The 18,763-nt window shown below is 57.7% G+C and carries 15 protein-coding genes and 2 pseudogenes; 8 read left to right on the top strand and 9 right to left on the bottom strand.

Annotated elements, in window-relative coordinates; genetic code table 11:
- Positions 1–8: 8 nt before the first annotated feature.
- Together fucP and ACDZ94_RS24665 are read left to right on the top strand one after the other, a co-directional pair.
- Positions 9–1,340, top strand: coding sequence for an L-fucose:H+ symporter permease (fucP, locus tag ACDZ94_RS24670; protein WP_432751763.1), 1,332 nt, complete (start codon positions 9–11; stop codon positions 1,338–1,340).
- A complete protein-coding gene (locus tag ACDZ94_RS24665) occupies positions 1,337–2,383 on the top strand; it encodes an aldose 1-epimerase family protein (protein WP_432751762.1) in 1,047 nt (348 codons plus the stop codon). The genes fucP and ACDZ94_RS24665 overlap by 4 nt, the downstream gene beginning before the upstream one ends.
- Here the strand turns inward: ACDZ94_RS24665 and deoR are convergent.
- A complete protein-coding gene (deoR, locus tag ACDZ94_RS24660) occupies positions 2,380–3,138 on the bottom strand; it encodes a DNA-binding transcriptional repressor DeoR (protein ID WP_064452463.1) in 759 nt (252 codons plus the stop codon). The two genes, ACDZ94_RS24665 and deoR, sit on opposite strands and share 4 nt — an antisense overlap.
- Positions 3,139–3,266: 128 nt before the next feature.
- On the opposite strand from deoR, the gene deoC reads away from it, so the two are divergent.
- Entirely contained in the window at positions 3,267–3,950 is a 684-nt protein-coding gene (gene deoC, locus ACDZ94_RS24655; protein ID WP_432751761.1) for a deoxyribose-phosphate aldolase, read from the top strand.
- Between the two features lie 137 nt (positions 3,951–4,087).
- Here deoC and ACDZ94_RS24650 read toward each other — a convergent pair whose 3' ends face one another.
- Positions 4,088–4,978 carry a hypothetical protein gene (locus ACDZ94_RS24650; RefSeq protein ID WP_432751760.1) on the bottom strand — a complete coding sequence of 297 codons (891 nt, stop codon included), beginning with the start codon at positions 4,976–4,978 and terminating at the stop codon, positions 4,088–4,090.
- A 396-nt stretch (positions 4,979–5,374) separates the two neighbouring features.
- Here ACDZ94_RS24650 and ACDZ94_RS24645 point away from each other — a divergent pair, with 396 nt between their 5' ends.
- A complete protein-coding gene (locus ACDZ94_RS24645; RefSeq protein WP_432751759.1) occupies positions 5,375–5,827 on the top strand; it encodes a hypothetical protein in 453 nt (150 codons plus the stop codon).
- A 197-nt stretch (positions 5,828–6,024) separates the two neighbouring features.
- Here ACDZ94_RS24645 and ACDZ94_RS24640 read toward each other — a convergent pair.
- The 7 genes and pseudogenes from ACDZ94_RS24640 to ACDZ94_RS24610 all read right to left on the bottom strand — a co-directional run.
- Positions 6,025–6,283, bottom strand: a pseudogene (locus tag ACDZ94_RS24640) (IS21 family transposase); the annotation flags it as partial.
- A gap of 150 nt (positions 6,284–6,433) precedes the next feature.
- The gene (locus ACDZ94_RS24635) at positions 6,434–8,065 is read right to left on the bottom strand and encodes a GMC family oxidoreductase (protein WP_432751758.1); all 1,632 of its coding nucleotides are present in this window, start codon (positions 8,063–8,065) and stop codon (positions 6,434–6,436) included.
- 33 nt (positions 8,066–8,098) lie between these two features.
- Entirely contained in the window at positions 8,099–9,373 is a 1,275-nt protein-coding gene (locus ACDZ94_RS24630; protein WP_432751757.1) for a carbohydrate porin, read from the bottom strand.
- 95 nt (positions 9,374–9,468) lie between these two features.
- The gene (locus ACDZ94_RS24625; RefSeq protein ID WP_432751756.1) at positions 9,469–10,194 is read right to left on the bottom strand and encodes an SDR family NAD(P)-dependent oxidoreductase; all 726 of its coding nucleotides are present in this window, start codon (positions 10,192–10,194) and stop codon (positions 9,469–9,471) included.
- A gap of 10 nt (positions 10,195–10,204) precedes the next feature.
- Positions 10,205–11,263 (bottom strand): 2,3-butanediol dehydrogenase, encoded by a 1,059-nt coding sequence (locus ACDZ94_RS24620; protein WP_432751755.1) that lies wholly within the window; start codon positions 11,261–11,263, stop codon positions 10,205–10,207.
- Positions 11,260–12,519, bottom strand: coding sequence for an MFS transporter (locus tag ACDZ94_RS24615; protein ID WP_071483391.1), 1,260 nt, complete (start codon positions 12,517–12,519; stop codon positions 11,260–11,262). Before ACDZ94_RS24615 ends, ACDZ94_RS24620 begins: the two co-directional genes overlap by 4 nt.
- Before the next feature lie 71 nt (positions 12,520–12,590).
- A complete protein-coding gene (locus tag ACDZ94_RS24610) occupies positions 12,591–13,124 on the bottom strand; it encodes a 2,4'-dihydroxyacetophenone dioxygenase family protein (RefSeq protein ID WP_432751754.1) in 534 nt (177 codons plus the stop codon).
- Positions 13,125–13,409: 285 nt separating this feature from the next.
- Between ACDZ94_RS24610 and ACDZ94_RS24605 the strand changes: the two genes are divergently transcribed.
- The 4 genes and pseudogenes from ACDZ94_RS24605 to ACDZ94_RS24590 all read left to right on the top strand — a co-directional run bounded on the left by ACDZ94_RS24605 (position 13,410) and on the right by ACDZ94_RS24590 (position 18,664).
- Positions 13,410–14,369: a helix-turn-helix domain-containing protein gene (locus tag ACDZ94_RS24605; RefSeq protein WP_432751753.1), complete on the top strand. Its 960-nt coding sequence runs from the start codon at positions 13,410–13,412 to the stop codon at positions 14,367–14,369.
- A gap of 684 nt (positions 14,370–15,053) precedes the next feature.
- Positions 15,054–15,443 (top strand): hypothetical protein, encoded by a 390-nt coding sequence (locus tag ACDZ94_RS24600; RefSeq protein ID WP_432751752.1) that lies wholly within the window; start codon positions 15,054–15,056, stop codon positions 15,441–15,443.
- Positions 15,444–15,657: 214 nt separating this feature from the next.
- Positions 15,658–15,804 (top strand): annotated as a pseudogene (locus ACDZ94_RS24595) (DNA-binding protein); the annotation flags it as partial.
- 1,528 nt (positions 15,805–17,332) lie between these two features.
- Positions 17,333–18,664 (top strand): tyrosine-type recombinase/integrase, encoded by a 1,332-nt coding sequence (locus tag ACDZ94_RS24590; protein WP_432751751.1) that lies wholly within the window; start codon positions 17,333–17,335, stop codon positions 18,662–18,664.
- The last annotated feature ends 99 nt before the right edge of the window (positions 18,665–18,763 follow it).

Raw genomic sequence — 18,763 nt, 5'->3', positions numbered from 1 at the left:
GAACAATAATGAACAAACCTGCGCTGCAACAAACCCCCGACGGTTTTTACCTGAACCGCACGCCCTGGTTCGCCTTTATCCTGCTGTGCAGCATCTTTGCGCTGTGGGCAGCCGCCGCGAGCATGAACGACGTGCTGATCGCACACTTCAAGAAAGCGTTTTTGCTCAGTGATTTCCAGACCGCCTTCGTGCAGTCGGCGTTTTACCTGGGCTATTTTTTTGTAGCGATTCCGGCCGCGATGGTGGTGCGTCGCTTGAGCTACAAGAGCACGATTCTGATCGGGCTGTTGTTGTACATGTTTGGCTGCCTGCTGTTTTTTCCGGCGGCCTCCACCGCCAAGTACGGCATGTTCCTGCTGGCACTGTTTGTGATTGCCGCCGGCCTGTCGTTCCTGGAGACCGCGTGCAACACCTACTCGACGCTGATGGGCCCACGGGAAACCGGGACGCGACGTTTGAATATCTCGCAGACCTTTCACCCATTCGGCGCGATGGCCGGGGTGTACGTGGGCAGCTTTGTGATGTTCAAGGACTCCGACGCCACCACTGAACAACTGAAGCAAATGAGCGCCTCCGAGGCGGCGGTGCAGCAGTTGCAAATGATCCAGTCCACGTTGCTGCCGTACAAGTGGATGATCGCTGTACTGGTGCTGATGTTTATCCTGATCGCCATTACCCGGTTCCCCGCCTGCAAGGGCAATAAGCCTGCCGACAGCAAACCTGGCAGCCTGCGTCAAAGCCTGGGGCGGCTGTTGCGTAACCCGCGTTTTACCTTTGGCGTACTGGCGCAGTTTCTCTATGTGGGCGCACAGGTGGGTGTGTGGAGTTTTACCATTCGCCTGGCCATGCAAATGGGCGGTATGAATGAACGCAGCGCCTCGTGGTTTCTGCTGACCACTTTTGCGGCGTACTTTGTTGGCAAGATGATCGCCAACCTGTTGATGCGCAGGCTGCACCCGGCCAGAGTGTTGGCGATTTACGGCGTGCTGTGCATTGTGCTGCTGGCCTACACGATTATGGTGCCGAACATTTCGGCGGTGTATGCAGCGGTTGGCGTGAGTATTTTTCTCGGCCCATGCTGGCCGACCATTTACGGCCTGACCATCGATGGCCTGGGTGAAGACACCGGCGTCGGTGGTTCATTGCTGGTGATGAGCATCGTCGGTGGCGGGGTCATCCCCATCTTCCAGGGCCTGTTGTCCGATGCCAGTGGCGGCAACATGCAACTGGCCTACAGCGTGCCGTTGCTGTGCTTTATCGTGATCGTGATGTACGCGGTCAAATGCCTGCGCCAGTCAGACACCTTGCCAGCGGGCGCGGCAGCGGCGGTGGCCTCATGAACACACGTATCGCGCTGTATCGTGCGGTGTTTGGCGAGCAGGAAAAGATCCTTTTGCAGTCTGAGGATTTCAAGGTCAGTGCCTGGACCTACCCGTCCGGTGTGTTGGCCCTGAGCCTGGAGAACAGCCGTGGACGCCTGGTGGTGCTGCCTTATCAAGGGCAGATGATCTGGTCGGCCGTGTTCGAGGGGTGTGACCTGACCATGCGCAACCTGTTCGAGCAGCCCCGGCCGAGCCCGACGGTCATTGATACCTATGGCTGTTTCATGTTTCACAGTGGCTTGCTGCGCAACGGCTGCCCGGCGCCGGATGACACGCATGCCTTGCACGGCGAAATGCCCTGCGCGCATATGGACACCGCCTGGCTGGAGTTGGGCGAGGGCTTTGTGCGCCTGGGCGGGTCATATGAATATGCCAAGGGGTTCGGCGATCGCTACCGGGCCTGCCCCAGCGTGACACTGCGCGCTGATTCGGCCTTGTTCGATATCGAGATGGATGTGACGAACCTGGCCGGCAAGCCCATGGACCTGATGTACATGGCCCACATGAACTACGCCTATGTGGACGGTGCCCGGTTCGTCGAGCCGCTGGGCATGCAGCGTCTGCGCCTGCGGACCAGTGTGCCGGACCACGTCAAGCCGACACCCGACTGGAGTGCCTACATGGCGCAACTGGCCGAGCATCCCGCCCAGTTGGCCTGCCTCGAAGCGCCTGCGCTGTATGACCCTGAAATTGTGTTTTTCCTCGACGGCGTCGGCACCGACGCCAGCGGCCACGCGCACTTTCTGCTCGAGCATCCCGATGGCGCCGCGTTCTACACCCGTTATCGCCCCGAGCAATTCGAGCACGCCGCACGCTGGGTCCTGCACACACCGGATCAGCAAGTGGCCGCGTTCGTGCTGCCGTCGACCTGCGAGCCCGAGGGCTACAACGCTGAGAAAGCCAAAGGCCACGTGAGGCAGCTGGCGGCCGGGGCGAGCGCCTCGTTCAGCGTGACCACCGGCTATTTGAATAAGAAGGAACGGCAGAGGTTGTTGGGTTAAACCAGCAATTGCGCACCGCGGGCCTGGATGACTTCTTTATAGGCGCGGGGGATTTTCTTGTCGCTCACCACGTACTGGAAGTCTTCAAGGCTAGCGAAATGAGCGGTGCGCACCGTGTCGAACTTGCTGAAGTCGGCGAGCAACACGCGTTGCTGGGCCTGGCGCAGGACCTTTTGCTTGACCTCGACTTCATTGAAGTTGAAGCACGTCACACCGAATTCCTGACTGACACCCGCCGCAGTCACGAAGGCCCACGTCAGGCGCACGCTGTCGAGAATGCTGCTTTCGGCGCTGCTTTCGAATACTTGGTTCTTGCGGTGAAAGGTGCCGCCGCACAAGACGATGTGGCAGTTGGGCTTGTTATGCAACTTGAGCAGCACGTTCAACGAACTGCACACGGCCGTGAACTCCAGCTCATCGGGGATGAAGTCTATGACGAAGGGCGAGGTGGTGCCGCAGTCGAAGAAGACCGTGTCACCCGGCTGTATCAAACCGGCAGCGAGCTTGCCGATGCGGCGTTTCTCTTCGACGTGGCGCGTGCCTTGGTCGGCGACCCGGTATTCGCTGACCTCACTGCCGCCCCGGGTTATGTAGCCGCCCAACAGTCGCAGGTGATCGCTGAAGTGATTGAGATCACGGCGCAGCGTCATCTCGGAGACGTCCAGCAACGCTGCCATTTCCCTCAGGTGAATGGCGTTCTGGTCCTGCAAGGCTTGTTGGATAAGCTTGAGTCGCTCGGCTTTTTTACTGTCCACGAGTATTCCAGGGCTTGATTGTTGTTGTTAAATACGCAACATTAAGTGTGACTATTGTAACGTATTATTGTGAGCGCTGTGACAAGCGGCACACGATCATTGGCAACATACAGGCAAGGGCCCGTTAAATGAACACTCTTCAACCCGCAGCATTGGCAAAGTACATCGATCACACTTTGCTGTCTCCCGACGCCTCCCGTGAGCAGATTCGCACCTTGTGCGAAGAAGCCCAGGAACACGGCTTTTATTCGGTGTGCCTGAATTCGGGACAGGTACCTTACGCCGCGTCGTGCCTGACCGACGATACCGTGGTGATTTGTGCGGTGGTGGGCTTCCCGCTGGGCGCGGGCCTGAGTGACAGCAAGGCATTTGAAGCCGCACGGGCGATTGCCGCCGGGGCAGGGGAGATCGACATGGTGCTCAATATCGGTTGGTTGAAGGAAGGGCTGCTGGACGCGGTGCGCGATGATATTGCCGTGGTCCACAAGGCCTGCGGCACCGTACCGTTGAAGGTCATCCTGGAAACCTGCCTGCTCGACGACGCACAGAAGGTCCAGGCGTGCGAAATCTGCCGGGACTTGGGTGTGGCTTTCGTCAAGACGTCTACCGGGTTCAGCCGAAGCGGCGCCACGGTCGAAGACGTGGCACTGATGCGCAAAACCGTAGGCGCCGGGGTTGGGGTCAAGGCATCCGGTGGGGTGCGTGATTACCCGACGGCGGTGAAAATGATTGAAGCCGGGGCGACGCGCTTGGGCAGCAGTTCAGGGATTGCGATCGTGGGTGGGGCGATGACGGCGGCGAGCGGTTACTGAAGGGTCTCCGGTCTAGTATGTACTTGCAGTCCTTACGGCGGCGGTCAGCTTCAGCTTTTGCCAGCCGAGAAAAAGCTGGCCTCAAGGGCCAGCTTTTTTACATAGGGCGATTTTAGACGTGTATGGGCGCAACCTAATCAAGCAATTCGCACGTTAAGGCTGTTGGAGTTGGAGCCGAGCGTGCTCGCGTCATCCTTCGGCACGACGTACCCCTCGCCGTCACCGACTGCGGCACGGTAGTAGCTGACCACCGAATCGTTGATGACTTGCGCGTTGGTGGTTTTCTTCAGCCCGTAGACATTGCCGTGCTCATCCCGCGCCTTGATGCTGTCGGGTGCGCCGCTCACGATGTCCTTCAGTGTGCCGGACACCGGGCCGCCCGAGCTCGGTTCGATGGTCATACGGGCGTTGTTGCCCTCGATATAGCTGACGTCGTAGAAAGTCTGCTTACCGTCCGCTCCACCATTGAAAGCCACTTCGCCAAGTGTGGCGTTGACGCCATCGCCGGTCGAGGAGCGGAAGTTACCCGACCAACCTTCGGGGAAAGACTGCGCCAGTGTTTCGCCGGGTTTGAGTGTGACGGAGGGAACAAGGGGCTGGCCGGCATTGGCGGTGAACACGATAGTCATCGGCGTGTCACGCTCGTTGGTGAAGTTCAGCGTGTTACCCGTCAGCACATCCCAGGGGCGCTCAGCAACGGCGCTCGATGGGGTCGGCAATGATTTCGAAGTTGGCAGAGGTGGTGCTGTGTCCAGCACCGAGCTTTTCGAAGGTTCTGATTCGCTGGCACCTGCCAAGGGTGGCGTAGCGTCGCTTGGTACACCCTCCGGCATCATCAGTTTCAGGACATCCAGTTCGTTTTGGAAGTGTTGCGCCAACGCTTCATTGCCCGATGCCTTGGCCTGGTCGCGCGCCGCCTCGCGTCGTGTCCACTCGTTTTTCCAGGCACCGTTGAGTGCAGCATCGAAGACCGAGCCGCTATCGCCTTGCTTGGGCACCGTGTTTTTCCCCACGCTTTCAACTGACATGGCTCGCTCCTTCAGTAACGTTAAAGACGGCTTGGATAGTCCTCCAAGTGTGTCCCGAGCGGTTGTGAAAAGCTGTTAATCAAGACTATCTGTAAAGACGATGGCGGCCTTCCTGGCAATGGTACTGACTCGCTAACGGCTCGACTTCCACGGCACGATGTATTTGATTATGTACAGGCCTAACAAATGAGCCAGGGAAGGGGATCTGCAGAACTGGCACGTCACGTTATCAAGGAGGGCAGGCATACAGACACCTCATCGATGGGACATAAGGCAGGTAAACAGCCCATTAATGCCTCTAAAGAATAAAAAAATAAATGTCTATTTATTTTAGTTATAAATGAGAGTCATCAAAGGGGGAAGGGTCGCTCACCAGATGAGCACTTCCCAGGCTGGATGCTTGAAAGCGCTCATAGCTACCTGAAAGCAGCCGAGTTGCTTGACGCTCAACACTTGCCGCACGTAGCACAAGTCAATGCAGCAATCGGCATGGAGATCCTGCTCAAAAGCTTCATCTCGTTGCCTGATCAGAACCCAGGGACATCAGGCGAAAAGTACACGCTTGATCCCGCAGCGCTTGCCAAGGCTCACCAGCAGCTGCTGAGCATCGGCAAAACTAACCGCAAGAGTCCTGACAGGCATGATTTGCTGACACTTTTTCATGCCGTTCCTGACCAGATCCGTTGCAGTCTGGCCTTGGACAGCCAAGAAGATTGCTTTGAGAGATACTGCGATGTATTCACCAACAGCCGGTATCCGTATGAGTCCGACAGCGCGAAATTTTCTGACTCGATTCTTATGATGCTGATCAAAACTACTAGCTCGCCCGTTAGACTCCTCTGCCTTTAGCCAATCGATCGGATACCGCGACACGTGCCATTAGCGGCGGAGCATCCGATCTTGATCTCCAATAAACAGCGTTCGAGGTTACTTTCTTTTAGCTCAGTTAATTGACCGATTGGATCTTGAAATTATTCGGGGTAACGCGGGTCGCTCATGGCACCTCCTTAAGGCATGATGGTGCCTAGAAAACCAGGTGCGATTCAGGTTTCTACGGAGGGCGGCGGTGCAGTAGCGGTGACTCTGACGAGAGCATTTAAGATGTGATCGAGGCTCAGCCTTGCCGGCTCAAGCTCCAGTTCTACCGCTACCAGCACCGGATCGGCACCGGTGTTGGGCATCGCAGACAGCACCTGAGCCCCGTTTGAGAGGCCGCAACGGACTAGGCAGACCGGCAAACGGTGCGCGATTGCGCAGTGCATCCGGCTTGCGTTCGAAGGCTGGAATGTAATGCGGCCAGTCAAATTAGCCGTCCGGCCATGTCATCTACCCAGCCCCGCACTACGCCGTGTTCGGCGCTGGGACCAGCGCAGCGACGAATTCGACATGGTTCCTGATGAGCCAAGACGCAGATGGCGTTCTGATTCACGGTGGCCCAGAGGAGCATCTGACGTGCTACCGCTCCGGCGGCACCTTGCCCAGCAGCAGGTCCGAGGCTTTCTCGCCGATCATGATCGCTCCGGCGTTGGTATTGCCGGTAATCAGAGTCGGCATGATCGACGCGTCCGCCACCCGCAACCCTTGCAGGCCGTGGACACGCAACTGGTCATCGACCACCGCCATGGGAGCGTTGCCCATTTTGCAGGTGCCAACCGGGTGAAACACGGTACTCAGATTTTCCCTGATCCACTGCTCGATCTGTTCCGTGCTGGTGACCTTCGGCCCAGGCACCAGCTCGCCTTGCAAACGCTCGGCAAAAGCGGGGGTCGCCGCCAATCGGCGCACCAGGCGAAAGCCTTCGACCAGGGTTTGCAGATCGTCCGGATGGCTGAGGAAGTTGCCGTCTACCTGCGGTTTATCCTTCGGATCCGCCGAGCGCAAGCGTACTTGGCCACGGCTTTTGGGGTGCATCACCGCCACATGCAAGCTGATGCCGTGGCCTACGGGAATAAGGCGTTGAGGCTGGTTCTTCAAGGCAGGGGCGACGATCAGCCCCAACTGCGGTGCAGTATCTGTGGGGTTGAGGCGTAAAAAGGCACCTGACTCCACGGTGTTCGAGGTCAACGGACCTCGTCGCGCCGTCAGATACTGAAAGGGCGAGGACGCCAACGGCAATATCCCACGCAGAGACAGCCCGTAACCCAGGTCGCTGTCGCTGCGGTACATCAAGACAATGTCCTGGTGATCCTGCAGGTTTTGACCGACGCCGGGCAGTTCGTGGTGCTGGGTAATGCCGTGCCGCGCCAACTCCTCAGCGGGGCCGATACCGGACAGCAACAACAGCTGTGGCGAGTTGATGCTGCCGGCGCTGAGGATCACTTCACGCCGGGCCTTGAGTTCAAACACCTGTCCCCCTTGGTTGACCTCGACACCATAGGCGCGCTTGCCATCGAGCAGGACTCGATGCGTCAGTGCTTCGCTGAGTACGGTTAAATTTGGCCGCGACAACGCCGGGTAGAGAAATGCCCGGGCAGCGCTGCAACGCTCGCCATTGATCTGGGTGACGTGAAACGCGCCATAGCCTTCCTGCTCCTCGCCGTTGAAGTCGGTGTTGTAACGCCAACCCATTTGCGCCGCCGCCTCATAGAATACTGAGTTGACCGCGCTTGGGCTGCGCTGGTGGGCGACGTTCAGTTCGCCGTTCTGGCCATGCCACGGCGAAGGTCCGGGCTCGAAATTCTCGGAGCGCCGAAAGTATGGCAATAGATCGTCATAACCCCAGCCCCGATTGCCGGCCGCCCCCCAGCGATCGTAATCGCTGCGGTGGCCCCGCACATAAATCATGCCGTTGATCGCACTGGAACCGCCCCAGACCCGACCGCGAGGGCAGGGGATCGGTTGCTCACCACTGGCCGGTTGGGGTTCGAACTGATGCATCCAGTTCCATTTCGGATTGGCGATCAAGCGGATGATGCCCGCCGGTGTGCGTATGTAGGCCCCGGGAAACAATGTGCGATCACTGGGCCCTGCTTCGACCAGGCACACCGAAACCCCGGGTTCGGCAGACAGTCGGTTGGCCAGCACACAGCCGGCCGAACCTGCGCCGACCACGATGTAGTCGAACGTGCGCGCGGGGGATTGGGTCATGACAATTACCTCGTTGACGATAGAAAAACAGCTTCAGAGCCCCAGCATCGAGCCGACATCCAACATCACTTGCAGCCCAACAACAAAGCCATTACCGCTCAGCTCTCGGGCACCAGGGTTGTAGAAGTTGTCCGGATTGATCAGGTACTGCACGCTCGGCTCAATGGACACGTTGCGGCTAAGGGCAAAGTGACCGTTAGCTTCCAGCGCATAGACATCCCGGTCACCCAGGCGCGGGTCGCCGCCGTTGTCGGTGCGCATCCGCTGCTGAAATTCCAGTTGGTGCGGGTTGATCCGCAGGTAACTGGTCTTGAAATTGAGCTTGTCCTGGGGGCGGTCGAAGGGCGCGAGGTAGGTCAGCCCGGCTTCGGCGAAATGGCTGAAGGGTTGTTTGTCATCAGCGGCCGCCGACAGCGAACCGAACACTTGCACACCTTGCAGGTTGGCGCGCCACAGCGTTTGACGGAACTTGAAGAACGCGCCGGCGGTGCCGTGGTCACTGACACCGGTCAAGGGATCAACCTGCTTTGATGAGTTGAAATAAGCGTTGAGTTCGTACTGGGTGGTGTCGTCTCCCGGCTTGCTGCCGACCCCCAGCAGGAAGCTGGTACCGCTGGCGTCGTCGGTGTTGAAGTCCAGGCCCTTGCGCTTTTTCAGGTAGTCCACCGGGTTGGACTCGAACGCCCCCGCGTGTACGTAGAGGCTTGGGTTCACCTGGTATTTCAGGTAGCCGCCCCAGGCGCCGTAGGGCGGTGGCAGCACGCCGGTTGAGGAGTCGATGATCGGGTCATTGCAGGTGACCACGGTGTCGCAGTTGTAGATGTAGAAATAGCGCCGGGCATTGGTGCGTCCCAGGTGCAGGTCGAGCCGGCCATCGAGCCATTTTTGTTCGAAGGTCAGCAGACTCAGTTGGTTGCTGGTGATGTCGTTGTGAATCGGTGCTCCGCCGAAGTAACTGCCGGCGGCACCTTGCCAGTTGCGTGAGGTGGGTTGTCCGGTGCCCTGATCGAGGATGAAGACCGTTTCTTCGACATGAAATGCCGAGCCTTCGAGGCCGGCCAAGGTGCCGAGGTTGACATCCGCACCAACGAACAGGTCGCCACTGTTGCCAAAACTGTTAGGCCTTGGGCCGGTGTCGAGGTTCTTCATCGACAGGCTCCAGAGTTGTACGTGGGGACTCACGCCGTTCAGCTCGAGTTGTTCACCGAGTCCGGCCAGCGGCCCGCTGCGGGTGTTCTCGGCGCAATACGCAGACAGACTCAGGACGCTGGTGCAGAACAGCACCGGCAGAATGCGAAGGGTTTTCATGGCAAGGTACTCGTCTTGTTATTGTTTTTTTTACGCACGTCCGCCTGCGCCACGCAGGCGGTTCCGGGCGATGGCCAGCCCGTTTCGATAAGGCGTCAGACGCAGAGGTAGCCGCCGTCCACCGCCAGCACGGCGCCGGTGATGAAGCTGGCGCCGGGGCTGCAAAGGAACGCGGCGGCACTGGCCACTTCAACCGGCTCGCCCCATCGCGCCAGCGGTGTACGTTGCATGATCCGGCCGGTGGCTTCGACGTCAGCCTTGAGGCCGGCACCCAACGGCGTGTCGATCCAGCCGGGTGCGATGGCGTTGACCCGAATGCCTTCGGTGGCGTACTCGCCTGCCAGCGACTTCGTCAGTTGCACGATGGCGCCTTTGCTGGCGCTGTAAGCCGGGCGATCGGCTGAGCCGAAGGTGCTGAACATCGACGCGATGTTGAGGATACTTCCGCCCTGTTTCGCCAACAGAGGTCGGGCCAACTGGCTGGTGTGCATGGCGGCGGTCAGGTTTAGGCGCAGCACTCGCTCGAAGGTCGCCAAGTCGTATTCGTCACGGTCGCGGCTGATGCCGGCGCTGTTCACCAGCACGTTCAGGCCCGGCAGTTCGGCGAACACCTGCTCCAGTTGTGGGTGGTCGGTGATGTCCAGTTCCAGGTGTCGGACCCGTGGGTGGCGTAGTGCGTGTTCGCCGTCAGCGGCCAGGCCAACGGCCAGGACCTCGGCGCCGAGCTCTGCGAAATGGACGGCAATCGTGGCACCGATGCCGGAGGTGCCGCCGGTGACCAGCACCTGCTGCTGCGAATAGAGATTGTCCTGAAATACCATACGTTGCTCCTTAGGCGTCGGCCAGGTCCGGATTGGGGTTGACCAGTATTTTGATCTGCGACTTGTCCCGCAGCAGCGCTTCGAAACCGTGCTCCACCGCTTGTTCTAGGGATACGCTGCGAGTCACCGCACGGGTCAGGTCGAGATGGCCGTCGGCGATCAGGGCAATCAGTTCGGGATAGACGTCCCGGTAGCCGACGCTGCCAAGCAGGCGCAGCTCGCGGTTGACAAGGTCGAAGGCGTCCAGCCGGATCTCGCCCATCAGGCTCACCAAGACCAACTCGCCGCCCTTGCGCAAGCTGGCCAGGGCGGCGTTGAGACTGGCCTGACTGCCGGCCGCCTCAAAGGCGCAATCCATGGCGCCGCCTTCTCGCAGCCGGGCTGCCACGTCGCCGTCCCTGGCGTCGAGCACCTGGGTGGCGCCGAATTCACCGGCCAGGGCCAGGCGTTCCGGGCTGAGGTCAACGACGGTGATGTCGTCCACGCCGCGAAGGCGGGCCAGCATCACCAGCAGCAAACCGATCGGGCCGAGGCCGAACACCACGCAGCGTTGCCCGGGCGCCAGGCTGCTGCGGCGCAAGGCGTGCAGGGCGACGGCCGCCGGTTCGAGCACGGCTGCCTGACGCAAACTCACGGTCTCCGGCAGACGGTGCAGCATGTAGGCCGGCACCCGTGCCCGTTCAGCGAATCCGCCGTCTCCCATCAGGCCGATGAAGCCCATCGACTCGCAGAGGTTGTAACGACCTTCCCGGCAGTAGCGGCATTCGCCGCAGCGGTATTCCGGCTCTACCGCTACCCGGTCGCCGACCTTCAGGTCTACGACGCCGGCGCCCAGGCCGCTGACCACGCCGCAAAACTCGTGACCGAGGGTCAGCGGTGCGCGGCAGCCAGAGAGGGGATGAGGCTCGGCTTGGGGAATCGAGTGCGGTCCGTCTTGGTACTCGTGCAGGTCGCTGCCGCAGATTCCGCAGTAGGCGACCCGTAGTTCGACTTCACCAATACCCGGTTTTTGGAGTTCCAGGTCGCTCAGGCGCAGGTCGCGAGCAGCATGCCAACGCAGTGCTTTCATGATTGGTTTCCTTGCATGGCGGTGGTAACCGGGGCGCCGCGGCGAGCGAGTACGGCCGGTGCGGTTTCTCGCAGGAACAGCGAGAGGACTGCGGCGAGCAGGGCGCCGCCGCAGGATATCCACATGACGATAGACAGGCCGAAGCGGTCCGCCGCGAAGCCTGCGATGGTGGGTGCGACGAAGCCGCCGATCAGTTCCCCCAACCCCATGATCAGACCGAGGGCCGTGGCAACAATTGCGCGCGACACGGTCTCTGCTGGAATGGTGGCCATGAAGAGGGTGAAGCAGCCGAGCCCGGTGTAAGTCAGCAGCAACAGCAGGCCAAGGCTGGTGGCGTCCGGTGCGTAGAGCATGGCCAATGGGCAGCAGGCGGCGAGCAGGGAGAAGATCACCAGGGTCGGCCGACGGCCGATGCGATCGGAGATCGCCGGCACGGCAAACCCCCAGACCACCCACGCGGCGCCCAGGCAGCTCATCAGGTTGCCCATGGTGGTAGGGCTGAAGCCGCGGGTGTTAACCAGGAAGATCGGGGTAAAGGAGATCAGCACGATGAACCACGTGACGAACACGCAGCTGATCAGGGTGCAGAGCAGGATATTGCGGCTCTTCAACAGCGCCAGGCGACTGCCTTTCGAAGCGTCTGCGCTGACGGCCGGCACCTTTTCGCGGGCTGGGTCCGGGCGTACATAGCGCCAGATCAGCCAGGCGATTAGCAGACCTGGCAGCAATGAGACGATGAAGGCATGGCGCCAACCGAAGGCCTGGGCCAAGGCTACGAGCAACGGCGGGCCAATGACCGCACCTAGCAGACCGGCTGCCGACCCCTGCAGCAAGCCCATATTCAAACCGCGCCGATGCGGTGAAGAAGCCTCCACCATCAGCGACTGCGAGAGCGGCAGGATCGGTCCCTCGGCGAGGCCCATGATGCCGCGGAACAGCAGCAGACTGAAGAAGCCGCCAACGAGCCCGGACAGCGCCGAGCACAGTGAGAACAGGATCACCGCAGCGACGAGCAGCGGCTTGCGCTGGCCGCGGCGGTCTGACCAGGCGCTGACCAGCGCGCCGGACACCGCCCAGGCCAGGGCGAGCACTGAGGAGAGCATGCCTAGATGGCTGTTGCTCAGTTGCAACTCCTTCTGCATGAAGGGGAACAGGAACGACAGCGCGAGGCGGTCGAAGAAGACGAATCCGAAGGTCAGGAACAGCACGCTGAGGAGGACGTTTTCGTAACTGGCGGATTTTTTATTATGTGCCATGTCGGTCTCCAGGCCGGGTTGGCCGGCCAGCAGGGAAGGGCGCGTCGGTAAGGAACGGCGCGCGCCTCAGGTCAGCGAAATAGGGAGTCGATATAAGCGGCACCAACGCCGATCTTCTCGTAGTGCTCGCGGCACATAGCGATGTAGTCGTGGACGTCGAAGAAACCATCAGGGTTACCCTTCTCGTCGAGCCAGATCAGCGGGCCCTTGACGATGAAGAACGCGCGCATCGGCTCTTCGTGCTCGTAGGCAACCAAGGTGTGGCCTTCGCCGGGTGTTTCGTAGACGAAGTCGCCAGCGGTGGCGGTCCAGTCATGCTCCAGGTAACCCCACTTGCCGCTGATGGTGTAGGCGAACACCTCGTGAGGGTGGTAGTGGCGGTTGACCAAGCCCGCTGTCGTCGACATTAGGATGTCGCACCAGCGGTTCTCGCTCGGCGAGATCCACAGCGGCCGCGACTTCACGGTTTCCGTGAAGGGCACGTAGAGCCTCTCGTCCTCGGTCGGCGCGTTGTGCAGATAGACTTCCGGTTTTGCGTCGGGCTTGAAGCAGTTAGGGATGGGTTGCAGGTCTTTCCAGAATTCACGGTTGGCGGCTTCGGGCATGATTGGCATCTGATGTTGTTATGGGTGGGGCGAATATAACTAGGACCAGATGAGCGAGTTTGACCCTGGCGGCCGGGATGCTTACCTTTTTCAGACATCGCTAGTACGGGAGCGACGCCGCTCCCCGCCGTCGATCATGCGGACGATTGACGGCGGCCTTGATTAAGATATTAATGTTCGTACGCCACCAAACATTCCTGCCGATCGAGAAGCGTCGGCGGCTTGACCCGGACGCCTTGCCTGAAATCCGGGAGGTCCACGTAGCGTTCAACGAGAAGAATAAAAATGACCGCAAATGCCTTGCTCGAAATCCGACGGGCCAGCACCCAGGACACTCCCTTGGAACAGCGCCTGGAGTTCTGGGAGAACTACAATTCCGCCATCCTGGTTGGCCTGAAATGTTCGTCGTATTCCCAATTCGGCTTCACCGCGACCCAGGATAACTTGTGTCTCGAACGCCTACGGGTGGCCCGCATCGGCGGCAACGAGCACGTGGTAGAACGCGACCACTCGATGGTTCGCGCGGCCCCCAAGGAGTCGATCTTCGTGTCCCTGGTCCTGGGCAACCAGTCGTTCTTCTACCAAGACAACGGCTGCAACCTACTGCAGCCGGGTGAACTGGTGATTTACCGAACCGATAAACCCTACGTATTCGGCTTTTCGGGACCGATGCGCCAGTTCATCTTCGACATTCCCCAAGATGACTTCGCCGAGCGCTGTCTGCGAGGCTTCAAGGGGCCGCTGAAAATCGGCGGCGAGACCTCGGTGCAACGCCTGCTGGTGCGTGCCCTTGGCGAATGCACCCAGGGATTTTTCGAAGCTCCTCGGGAGGACGGCGCAGGACGCTTCCAGGAAGAGGCTTACAACCTGCTGGCGAGCATCATCAGTGACCACACCGGCGAGCATCGGGCCAGTGCACTTAGCGCCTCCTACCTGCTGGCAGCCAAGCAGCACATCCAGGAACACCTCGACGACCCGTCGCTGAGCTGTGAGCAAGTGGCCGCCGCCGCTGGCATCTCCAGCCGGCACTTGGCGCGGCTGTTCGCCCAGGAGGGCGGGGCGCCCAGTCGCTACTTGCAGGAGAAGCGCCTCGAGCGCGCCCGCCAGTTGCTTGCCTCGCCCCAGGGAGGGCGCTTGGACATCGCCGAGATAGCCTATCGCCACGGCTTTTCCAGTCAGGCGCATTTCGCCCGCGCCTTCAAGGGGCGATTCGGAATGACTCCCAGCGAGGCGCGCGCTCGCTAGATGTGATCGACACAGGGAACGAAATTGTTACCATTCCCTTCGCGCTGCTGTTGCCGGCTGGTTATCGCTGCCCGGGGTTTTCGTTCCTCGACAACTTCAGGGCAGCCTTCAAGTAAAACAATTCGACGTCCTACGTAGTGTCAGATGAACCAGTGCGCGCCTACCGTGTAATCCCTCATTGTGCGCGGCTAGAGGAACTAATTGCAGAAGGTGTGCTTTGCTCAATTAATTTTGTCGCTTTGATCAGGGGAGGGGAGAGTGGCGTCTAGTCAGGCTTAGGCTCTTTGAGGTTGGGCAAGACCATCAGCGCATGTTCGTCATAATGAGAAAAAAATCGCTGCCATGCACGAAGGCCGCCCAACTCGCCGACAGCTAGGATAATAGCTTTGTGCGAGGCCGTGAGCAAAGCGACTTGCCGCTCTAAATCTTCTAAGCGAAACTACTTTCCGGCTGGCTTTGTTGGCTCATCATTGCTGCCTTTAGCTGTGCTTCATTGGATGCTAGCACGGGCTTGATTCGACGTAGTTCTGGCTCGACACCTTGTCGATTTAGCAGCTAAATTTCAGAACGATCCTTCTGGCGTTCAACCGGCTTTTCACCGTGAAAAGCTGAGTATCTTGTTATAACTAAACTAAAGAACTATTTAGTTTAGTTATAATGTAATGAAATATGTAGAGTATGAATATGCAGGGAACTGAAAAGCAGAAAGCGTTGGCCACCTTGATTAAGGCTGAAGCTATTCAGTCAATTGCGGCTGCGGGGCTTTCGGCTCCCCATTTCCGTGGCGCGTGTGCTGCCTTGTCGGAAGCGGTCGAGTCTATTACAGACTCATCCTGGATCATTTCCAACCGCTTCAACCTTGGACTTAAAACGGGCTTTATTTATGGCACGGATCGGCCCACGATTACCGCTCAGGAAGTCTCATATCATCAGTTGTTACGCAACGAGCATTGGCGAAATCCCTACCTGCGCAAAGGAACCTCCAGCTTCACCAAAGAGCATCAGATTGCGTTAAAAGCCATGTTCCAGGAGGCTTGGCGACTTGAACGGATTTCTCCCGAGGTCATCCAATGACAGAGCTGAAGTAACCTCAATAGCTCCAACCTGATAAATGGGAGTTGCCATGGTTCAATCGCTATTTGAAGAAATTGGTCTCGATAAAGTTTCGGAGATAATGGCTGCTGCCACTGCGAAAGCTGCGAATAAAGCTGACCAGCTCGGCTTGCCCCATGCAGAACAAATCAACGGTAAATGGGTGTTCCGCTATCCCGATGGCTCTTCAGAGCCAATCCCTGTCGGTAGTTGCACACATGATTATGATCCTGCGGACTCGCTGGTTGATTCAGAGACCATAGCTATCTTTTTGGCTGATGCTTACGAAACCGGTGACGTGGCTTTCATTGCCGAAGCGATGGCCGTTGTTGCACGCGCCAAAATTCGTATCGACGCAGATGACGAAGGACAGAAGCCATCGTTCTGAAGCCGTGTTGCTACTAGCAACACCTGATCACCTGGTGAAAAGCAGCCTCCAGAGCCCCCCAGTCCTGTATAGGACGGTTCGCATAATGTATATTATGTTAAATTATGTGTCATGATGGAACTACTTAACTGTTGTCCATTTCCGCTTATTGCGCCAATCGCGGTTTAAGTGGAAAGCCCCTTGCTATTCCCCTCAAACCCTTGATTCCCGGGGGCTTGAGCGCATTCAGCATGCCAATGCGCCAGGTTTTTTTTAGAAATCAGTGGAAAAATCTGTTAGGCAAAAGTTCGTAAGCTGCTGATTAACAACAACATTTATTAATTAAGTTCAGATGTAATAGCTCCCTAGCCCAAGGAGAAATCAATGGACTGAGATCCGAAGGTGCGGATCCATGGCTGCCCTGAAACCCACGAAAGACAGGGGGTTCATCGATTTTTGAGGTAATGAGTGGACATTCACACCCTCCGTTTCCTGAGACGAAACAAGTGGACATTCCATGCCAACAGAGCGCTGCCAAGGTCTTTCCGTAGACCTGCTGAAACTCAGCGTCCGCTTGCACACCAGCCCCTAAACCGAAGCCTCTCAAAGCCGCTGCGACTTCCTCAAAGCCCCGTAATACCGGGCCAGCGCCATATCCACCTCGTTCGTGTTGCAATCATGCACTGATGCATGCCTGCTCGCCGCCGCTCCTGAACGACATGATCAACAACACGTAGCTGGATCGTGGCCTCCCTCAATGTCGCCGTTGTTTATTAAAACAATAAGTGGAAATGCCATGTGCTAATCGTACTTAAAATCCGTGAAACACACGAAAACAGGGCTCTCTCAGGTATTCAACGAAATAAGTGGATGTTCCAGAGGGCGTTTCCATTTAAAGATTTAAATGGAAAAACCCTTCGTGCTTTTTTACTCATTTATTGAGACCTTCTTGGACTACGTTGCCGAGCATATCATTCGGTCAATGCAGAGCCTGAAGCATGAATTACACAACAATTGCCACTGACCGAGTGCCGAGAAAAGCCGCTCCAACAAGTCTAACTCCGCTTTAAGCCCACAAACCCCAAAGAAGCAAAAAACAGAATTCGCATACTCTGACAATATTAGGTTAAATGATTTTTGGAGTAGTGCAGAAATATCTCAATCCATAATGGTGCTGAGAATTAAGCTGGATCTGACAATAAATAGTTAAATAAAAAATCCCGAGCACGACATAAAGAAAAAAATCCACACAAAGAAATTAGCGGATAAACCAACAGAGCAATCGCTCTTAGTGCACGCTTCAGGCTTTTGTCAAGCTGAAACTAAAAACTATCTCCGCTGAGCAAGGGGAGTTGCAGCGGCGTCTTTCAGGGGCTACCATCGGTCAATGTTCATCAGTTCAGATTAGGGAAGATGAAAAATGCAGCCGCCCTGCCCTAACTTCCAGTTACTTCCATAACTGGAAGTTATTAACCAGAGACAAATCATACGGTAGTGCACCAGCATGTCTACGCAACCAATGCCTATTTTTGAGACCTACGAAATCTTCATTGATATGGATTTTAGCTTGCGTGAACCTTGTATGGCTTGCGTTCGTCAGTACATTGAAAGTTTTCCCGCTTCAGTGGAGGCTAACAAGGGTTATCTAACGACACGGGATTTTCTTCGCGCCTTTTCGGACAATAGTCTTACTTTTACTTCTTATAGAACTCATGTTGAGAGGTTATTGTTATGGACACTCATTATCAAGCAAAAGCCTTTTTCTCAGCTCAAACGCCAAGATGCGGAAGACTACCTGGAATTCTGCCGTAACCCTCCAGGAGACTGGATTGGCCCAGTCGTACGCGGCCGTTTCGCGACCAGCGATCAGACTGAATCCGCTTGGGGTGATCTTGTCATGCCCAACGAGAAATGGAGGCCATTCAGCCTGAAGCAATCAAAGGACTCATCGAACGAGCTGAAGTCAACGCCCGACGCCACTTCCCAGGAGGCAGAGCCTGGCGTGGCCTCGAGCGTCACTCGTTACAAGCCTTCTCCGAGCACCCTCAACCAGATCTACACGATCTGTAGCAGGTTCTTCGAGTACATGATCGAAGACGGGACGGCTGCGGCGAACCCTTTCCGGATGATCAAGAAGCGCACCCTTAACCGTGGAACGCCACAAGAGGAAGGCTCGAATCGGGCCCTGACGCCCTTGCAGTGGGACTACGTGCTGGAGACCGCTGAACGGATGGCCGAGGATGAACCAGAGCGGCACGAGCGCACTCTATTCATCGTCGCCACACTGTTTGCGATGTATCTCCGTGTCTCCGACATCGTTGGCCGGTCGAACTGGCATCCGGTCATGGGGGATTTTCGCCAGGATCCAGAGGGCAACTGGTGGTACCACGTGATCGGGAAAGGCAACAAGGCCGGCAAGGTCGCAGTCAGGGATGAGTACGTCTCAAGGTATCTGAAGCGCTACCGCCGGTTTGTAGGCCTTTCGTCCTTGCCAGAATGGAACGAGCAGACACCTCTGCTAATGACGCTTCGAGGTCGCTCAGGACTGTCGGGGCGACAAGTGCGCACCCTCCTCCAATCAGTCTTCGATAACGCTTTGGCGCGCATGCGCGATGAAGAGCGCGAAGAGCATGAGATGAATAGCCTGCGTGCAGCGTCTGCGCACTGGCTTCGGCATACCTCTGCAACGTTCGATGCGCCTCTGCGCAGTCCAAAGGATTTGCAGATGGACTTGCGCCATAGCAGTCTCAGCACCACTCAGAACGTCTATTACCACTCGCATGACCAAGAGCGTAGTCTCTCCGTGCGTGGCGTTGGCATGCGCGACAGGGGTTAAAAGCCCCCGCCGCCTCCAGCACTTACTTGTTTCAGGCTACATAGTGGTTCTTAATCAAGTGAACACAGTCAGTCACCACTGTGCTAACCACCGTTCAAG

Source organism: Pseudomonas sp. UBT (assembly GCF_050915955.1).
Lineage (GTDB): Bacteria > Pseudomonadota > Gammaproteobacteria > Pseudomonadales > Pseudomonadaceae > Aquipseudomonas > Aquipseudomonas antarctica_A.
The sequence above is the reverse complement of the archived record's forward strand: the minus strand, read 5'-3'. Positions and strand labels throughout refer to the sequence as shown.